Consider the following 7660-nt stretch of genomic DNA (forward strand, 5'->3'; position numbering starts at 1 on the left):
ATTAAGGTATTATCAGATATTTTCGTTCCATTAATTCCAGCCCTAACTGCCGGTGGTTTGATTATGGCAGTCAACAACGTCCTAACAAGTGAAAACTTATTTGGACCTGAAGCCCTAGTTGCTATGTACCCAGCCTGGGCAGATTTTGCTGACATGATCAACATGTTCGCTTCTGCTGCCTTTGCCTTCCTACCTGTTTTAATTGCCTTCTCGGCTACTAAACGATTTGGCGGTAACCCTTATCTAGGTGCCACCATGGGGTTAATCATGGTTATGCCACAACTAGTAAATGGTTACGACGTGGCCAATGTGACTGCAGCCGGTGAAATGCCGGTATGGAATATTTTTGGCTTAGAGATTGCCCAAGCTGGTTACCAAGGACAAGTTTTACCTGTTATTGGGGTTGCTTGGATTCTAGCTAAATTGGAAAACTTCTTCCATAAATATCTAAAAGACGCCATCGACTTTACCTTCACACCGATGTTAACCATCATCTTAACAGGGATGATTACCTTTACAGTAGTAGGACCAGTCCTACGTACCCTATCTGATTTATTACTGAACGGTATTGTAGAAGCTATTTCTTACCTAGGGGCATTTGGTTATGGTGTATTTGGTCTATTCTACTCAGCAATTGTATTAACAGGCTTACACCAATCATTCCCAGCGATTGAAACAGCCCTAATTGCAGATGTTGCGACTACAGGTGGTAACTTCATCTTCCCAATCGCATCAGTAGCCAATGTTGCTCAAGGTGCAGCGACCTTGGCCGTATACTTCATCACTAAAAATGAAAAAACTAAAGGTTTAGCGACATCATCATCTCTATCTGCCATGCTAGGGATTACTGAACCAGCCATGTTCGGGGTCAACTTGAAATTGAAATACCCATTCTTCATTGGGTTAATCGCTTCAGGTATCGCCTCAGTCATTTTAGGTATTTTTAACGTTCGTAGTCAGTCATTAGGACCTGCAGGTGTGATTGGTTTCGTTGCCATCATCCCTCGCTTTATACCAACATTTATGCTTGCCATCGCCGTATCTATCGTTGTTGCATTCGTAGCCACATACATTTACGGTAAATCTATTGCGAAAAAAGAGGCAAAAGCTACCCAAGCTGAGAAAGAGAAAGAAGCAAAAGTAGTTGCTGCTCATGAAACTGAAGAAACAGCCCCTACCTCAGAAACAAACACTGTAGCAGGTGAGAGCACTGGCCTAGCAAGCGATGATAAGACAATTGTTGCACCACTTGCTGGTAAGGTCACAGCCCTAGAAAATGTCAACGATCCAGTATTCTCTCAAGGTATGATGGGACCAGGATTAGCCATCGTTCCTGACGCAAGTGGTAATGTATATGCACCCATTTCAGGTAGTTTAACGATTGCTTCTAAAACGGGCCACGCTTATGGTTTAGCCAGTGAATCAGGCTTAGAAGTCTTAATCCATATTGGTATCGACACTGTGAATTTAAACGGTCACGGCTTTACAAGTGAAGTCAAACAAGGTGATCAAGTAAACAAAGGTGACCTTTTAGGAAGCTTTGACTTAGCAGTTATTACAGAAGCTGGTTATGATCCAGATGTTATGGTTATTATCACAAACGCCGATCAATATGACAATGTTGAAGTAGTCGCTGACGGCTCAGTCGATGAAAAAACGGCAATTATCGAAGTAAAATAGTTTAGACAATAACACATTAAATAAGGAGGTTGGACAATAGTCTAGCCTCCTTTTTCGTGCATATCTTGCGATTTCCAAGCTAATTATGGATAGTATCATAGTTACCAATTCTGACCAGTCATTATAGCATCTACTAACACCATCCATCATAGAAGCCCATATTTTTGCTACTTTTCTGCAATTTTTTTGGTGTATTTGGCAAAATACTGCAAATAAAAAAGCCGCTGATGTCTCTGACATCAACGACGTTCTTTGTAATCTTATTTAACTGCATCTTTCAATGCTTTACCAGGTTTGAAAGCTGGTACTTTGCTTGCAGGGATTTCGATTTCATCGCCAGTTTGAGGGTTGCGACCTTTACGCGCTGCGCGGTCACGAACTTCAAAGCTACCAAAACCGATTAATTGAACTTTTTCACCGTCAGCTAAAAATGCTTCGATTTGTTCGAAAACTGCATCTACAACTGGTGCTACACTTTTTTTAGAATCACCTACTGCATTTGCAACGTTTTGTACTAATTCTGCTTTATTTGCCATTCTAATTTCACCTCCTCCGAAATTCTTTCGGATATATTTATTCAAAGATAAATATATGGGATAATCGAAATGTCTCTCAGATAATCCTTTTATAGAATACCATACAAACCGCTATATAACAACGTTTTTGGTTAAAAATACGCGTGTTTTAAACCTTTTTTTGTTATTTTCTGTTTCTTGTGATGATTTGAATAGGTGTACCTAAAAAATCGAAAGATTTTCTGATTTGATTTGAAAGAAAACGCTCATATGAGAAGTGCATTAGCTCTTCATCATTGACAAATGCCACAAAAGTTGGCGGTGCAGATTTGACCTGTGTTAGGTAGTAAATACGTAATTTTCTACCCTTGTCAGATGGTGCTGGGTTTATACGGATCGCATCAACCAATACCTCATTCAATAATGATGATTGAACACGACGGTTGAAGTTACCGTGAACGTGGGCAATCATTTCTGGTAATTGCACTAAACGTTGTTTGGTTTCTGCAGATACGAAAATGATCGGTGCATAGTCGATAAACTGGAAGTCACGACGAATGTCATCAGTGAATTTCTTCATGGTATGGTTGTCTTTTTCAAGAGTATCCCATTTGTTTACCACAATAATAATCCCGCGTCCTGCTTCATGGGCATAACCAGCGATCGTTTTATCTTGATCACGGATACCTTCTTCAGCATTTAAAACAACTAGACACACTTGAGCTCTTTCAATTGCACGCATGGCACGCATTACTGAATACTTCTCAGTTGCTTCGTATACTTTACCACGTTTACGGATACCAGCTGTATCAATGATTTTATAAACTTGTCCGTCATCTTCGAAAGATGTATCGATTGCGTCACGAGTTGTCCCCGCTACATTCGATACGATTACACGGTTCTCACCTAGAATTGCATTGACCAAAGAAGATTTACCTACGTTTGGACGGCCAATTAAGGCGAATGAAATAGTATCATCGTCATCATCATTTTCAATATCGTCTGGTGCCAAGTGGAATACTTCTTCTAGTATGTCCCCGATACCTAAACCGTGAGATCCAGAAATTGGGTATGGATCGCCTAAACCTAATGAATAAAAATCATAAATTTCCGCTCTTTGTTCAGGGTTATCCACCTTATTTACAGCCAGTACAACAGGTTTATCTGTCTTGCGTAACATGCTGGCGATTTGAGAGTCTGTCTTTGTCACACCTTCACGGACATTAGTCATCATGATGATAACATCTGCTTCTTCCATGGCAATTTCAGCTTGCAAGCGAATTTGTGTCATGAAATCTTGGTCGTTAAATTCGATACCACCAGTATCAATTACATTTAGTTGTTTTCCTAACCATTCACCCTGTGCATAAATTCTATCACGGGTAACGCCAGGTTCATCTTGGACAATTGAAATTCGGTCTCCAACAACGCGGTTAAAAATGGTAGATTTTCCTACGTTTGGACGGCCGACAATGGCAATTGTTAAATTAGACATCGTTTTGCCTCCTTTCAATAGCAAACATTGAAATAAAAAAGGTAGGTGAGTTTCCCCAACCTACCATCAAACCAAACTTATGGTTTATTAATAAAATTATTCGTTATCGTCCCCGAAATCGAAGTTTTTCAATTGGTCACCTAATAAGTCACCGAAAGTGAAACCTGATTCATCGTCAGATGATGCATTAGCAGCATTGTTACGACGGTTGTTGTTTTGTTTACGAGGTTTGTTTTGACGTTTTTCTTCGCGAGGAGCAGCAGATTGTGCAGATGCATCAGCTTCTGGTGCTTCTTCTAAAGCTTTGATTGATAATGATAAACGTTCGTTTTCAGCATCAACGTCTAAAACTTTAACTTGGATAGCTTGACCTTCTGTTAATTTCTCACCTGGTGTAGCAACGTGGTCGTGAGAAATTTGAGAGATATGTACTAAACCTTCAACACCTGGGAATACTTCAACAAATGCACCGAAGTCAACTAAACGACGTACAGTACCTTCTAATTCAGCACCTTTAGGCGCTTTTTCTTCAATGTTTTCCCATGGTCCTGGTTGTAAAGCTTTAATAGATAGTGAAATACGTCCACGTTCTTCATCAACTGAAAGAACTAATACTTCAACCTCTTGTCCTTCGCTTAATACATCTGAAGGATGGTTAACGTGTGCTTGAGCGATTTGAGAGATGTGTACTAAACCATCGATACCACCTAAATCAATAAATGCACCGAAGTTAGCCAAGCGAGCTACTGTACCTGTTACTTTATCGCCTTCTTGGAATGAGTTTAATTTTTCTGCACGTTCAGCGATGCGTTTTTCAGCAGCGATTTCTTTGTGAGATAAGATTAAACGATTTTCGCTAGGTTCAATTTCAACAATTTTAACTTCTAATTCTTGGCCTTTGTATGGAGAGAAATCGTCAACGAAAAAGTCTTCAACCATTGAAGCTGGGATGAAACCACGTACACCCGCATCAACAACTAATCCACCTTTAACTACGCTCTTAACTGGAACAGTGATAATTTCACCATTTTCAGCTTTAACTTCTAATTCAGCCCATACTTTTTTCGCTTCGATACGACGGCGAGAAAGTAAGAATGAACCATTTTCTTTTTCTTTGATTTGTTTAATAACAACTAACTCTAAAGTGTCGCCAACTTTAGCAACTTCTTCGATTGAGTCAATTGGTTGAGCAGATAATTCTTTGAAAGGAATAACCCCTTCAACACCTGCGCCTTCGATACCAACAATTACTTGGTTATCGTCGATTGATAATACTTCACCTGTTACTGTATCACCAATTTTTACTTCTACTGATTCTGCAAGAATCTCTTCCATTGATGGAATTTCTTCATTATTTTGATTTTGTTCAAATTCGTTTGACATACTCTAAATCCTCTCCTAAATGTACTACCTCATTCGCACTAAGCCAATGATCAATTATTATTATATCACTTATTTAAACTATATTCAACATTTATTCCTCAAAGATAATAAAAAGAGGTAGAATTCGCTTGAATTTTACCTCTTTTTGTGATTGATAGTATTTTTTGCAATATAAATTATGCAATCACACGGTGGATTTCAGCTAATATAGAATCTTCTACTTCTTCAAGTGTTAAATCAGATGAATCTAACATGACCGCATCGTCTGCAGGTACTAATGGACTATCTTCTCGGGTCGAATCATACAAGTCTCGACGCTTAATATCTTCAATCAAGTCTTCAAGATTCATTTCCGAATAACCTTTGGCTTGATTTTCTAAAAAGCGACGACGCCCACGTTCTTCAGCAGATGCCGTTAGGAAGATTTTCACTTCAGCATCCGGCAATACCACTGTCCCAATATCACGGCCGTCCATTACAACGCCTTGCCCATTTTGCGTGTAGGCTCTTTGTTTTTCAACTAGGACCTGGCGTACTTCAGAAACTGCTGAGTAAGCAGAAACTTCTTTTGAGATACGGTCTGTACGAATGGCCTCTGACTGGTCCTGTCCGTTAACTAAGACGCGCTGGCCATTTTCCCCTGGCTCAAAGGTAATTTCACTCGCTTCAGCTAAGGCTTTTAATGCGTCAGCATCTTCAGCTGGAATGTGTCCATCTAAGGCTAGTAATGTAATTGCCCTGTACATGGCACCTGTATCTAAATAAACATAGGCTAATTTTTTAGCAATTTTCTTGGCAATTGTACTCTTGCCAGACGATGCTGGTCCATCGATTGCGACTTGAATTGCTTTAGACAATCTGTCCACCACTCTTTCATTCTATTAATTTACACGTAAAACGGTTCCTGGTCCTATGCTAGAACTTTGTGTTAAACCATTTAATTCAAGTAATTCATCTAGGGTCATACCGTTGTTCACTGCAATCCGATATAGGTTATCCCCTGCCTGAACAGTATAAGTGCCTGTTGATTCAGACGCACTTTCAGAAGAAGCTGATTCTTCTTCGGCTGCGGCTGCTTGTGATTCAGCAATTGAAGCTGATTCAGCGGCACTTTGCGCTGCAGCTTCTGACGCTGCTACTGCTGCATTTGACTCAGCTACGCTGGCTGCAATACTTGAAGATTCTTGTTCAGAAGCTAGGCGAGCTGATTCTGATTCTGAAGCAGCAACTGCGCTTTCTGAGGCAGCAATTGATTCAGAGACAGATTCGGAAGCTGATATAGATGCTGACTCACTGGCTTTTGAAATTGATTCAACATTTTGCGTTTTAGAAATCATGACTTGCTCAGTTGATTCCGGTTCAGGCACCCTGTCTTCATTATTCACATAGGCAATCAAAAGGAACGGTACAACAATCATTACAAATAGCAAGAAGGCAATTACCTTAGATGTTGTCGATATCGTATCTTGATTATTCTTCTTATTGCGGGCCGTTCTCGTATACTTTTGATTTTTTAAATTCTCAAATTCGCCAAACCCTTGATTCTGAAAGTCATCACTTGTAGGGGGGGTTTGGTCAGAAGATGCTGAACTGTTTTGTTCTGAAACATGTTCAGTTTCTACTTCTGTATTTTCATGATTTTTTTTCGTCAACTTGTCCCAGAATTTCATCCATATACCCCTTTCTTAACACTAAGAATTGTACCATGAACCCCTTTTTATGTCAGTATTTCTTTAGGCAATTTAACAAAACTTTATGGACCAGTTTCAAGATAATAAGTGCTGCAAACGTTGGGTCCACATTCCCTTGAAATTGTCATCATGTTGGTCTTTTTCGACTGATACTCGATTCGGTCGGGCCATTAAGTCTTGCCATATCGGTTGACTGACGTAGTCAGGTTGGCAATTACTGCAACATAAGTCTGGTCTATCCACTACCTGTTCATCGGCTTGTTCTAATAAGAAAGTCCGGTAACACTGGTCAGTAGCCATTAAATCTAACATTTGGTAGATCTGCCGTAGCCGTTCCTGACGAAGTTTTTGGGCATGTACTTTTGCTGTTTGGTGATCCGTAAAATGATGGCGGTAAAAGTACAACATGGCACTTATGCTATCTGCGTATTGGTCAACTTCACTTTGGGTTAAGGCCTGTTTAAACAGCCGTTCCAATAAATCATCCAACAAGTCTGCCTCGTCTTCTAATAACCGGCGCATTTGCTGCAGTCTAGCTGCCTCGCGATGATCGTATAAGACAATTGACACTGATTGTTCCTGATCTCGTCCTGCCCGCCCGACTTCTTGAATAAAGTCTGCCATATTCTTAGGGAGATGATAATGCAAGACAAAGCGTATATGACCATGGTTAATTCCCATACCAAAGGCAGACGTTGCAAAAACAACATCCAATTCATTTTGTAGAAACTGGCTTTGGATGATATGCCTATCCTCTAGACTTCTATCCCCATGGTAAGAAGCGACCCGCAAATCTGTATGATCTTTCATCCATTGGTTGAGTTCTTCGAGTTCACTTTTATGGTGGACATAAACAATTCCTGGCTTAGGCAACCGGTCTAACCAATCCTGCAATT

Annotated in this window: 7 protein-coding genes; 1 reads left to right on the forward strand and 6 read right to left on the reverse strand. The window is 40.0% G+C overall.

Annotated elements, in window-relative coordinates; translation table 11 throughout:
* Positions 1-1680: glucose PTS transporter subunit IIA (locus ACRCJ0_RS07435; protein ID WP_431390065.1), on the forward strand; the 1680-nt coding region annotated here is incomplete at its 5' end.
* A gap of 260 nt (positions 1681-1940) precedes the next feature.
* Here ACRCJ0_RS07435 and ACRCJ0_RS07440 read toward each other — a convergent pair.
* From ACRCJ0_RS07440 to ACRCJ0_RS07465, 6 genes are all read right to left on the reverse strand, one after another.
* Positions 1941-2216: an HU family DNA-binding protein gene (locus tag ACRCJ0_RS07440; RefSeq protein ID WP_016897591.1), complete on the reverse strand. Its 276-nt coding sequence runs from the start codon at positions 2214-2216 to the stop codon at positions 1941-1943.
* Positions 2217-2379: 163 nt separating this feature from the next.
* A complete protein-coding gene (der, locus tag ACRCJ0_RS07445; protein WP_003143423.1) occupies positions 2380-3690 on the reverse strand; it encodes a ribosome biogenesis GTPase Der in 1311 nt (436 codons plus the stop codon).
* 96 nt (positions 3691-3786) lie between these two features.
* Positions 3787-5073, reverse strand: coding sequence for a 30S ribosomal protein S1 (gene rpsA, locus ACRCJ0_RS07450; protein ID WP_016897593.1), 1287 nt, complete (start codon positions 5071-5073; stop codon positions 3787-3789).
* 176 nt (positions 5074-5249) lie between these two features.
* A complete protein-coding gene (gene cmk, locus ACRCJ0_RS07455) occupies positions 5250-5930 on the reverse strand; it encodes a (d)CMP kinase (RefSeq protein WP_026465334.1) in 681 nt (226 codons plus the stop codon).
* Positions 5931-5954: 24 nt separating this feature from the next.
* On the reverse strand, positions 5955-6743 hold the full coding sequence (locus tag ACRCJ0_RS07460) for a LysM peptidoglycan-binding domain-containing protein (RefSeq protein ID WP_197558912.1): 789 nt from the start codon (positions 6741-6743) through the stop codon (positions 5955-5957).
* Positions 6744-6839: 96 nt separating this feature from the next.
* The coding region (locus tag ACRCJ0_RS07465) for a helicase-related protein (RefSeq protein WP_431390066.1) at positions 6840-7660 on the reverse strand (821 nt) is incomplete at its 5' end.

It is taken from the genome of Aerococcus sp. L_32 (assembly GCF_050689315.1).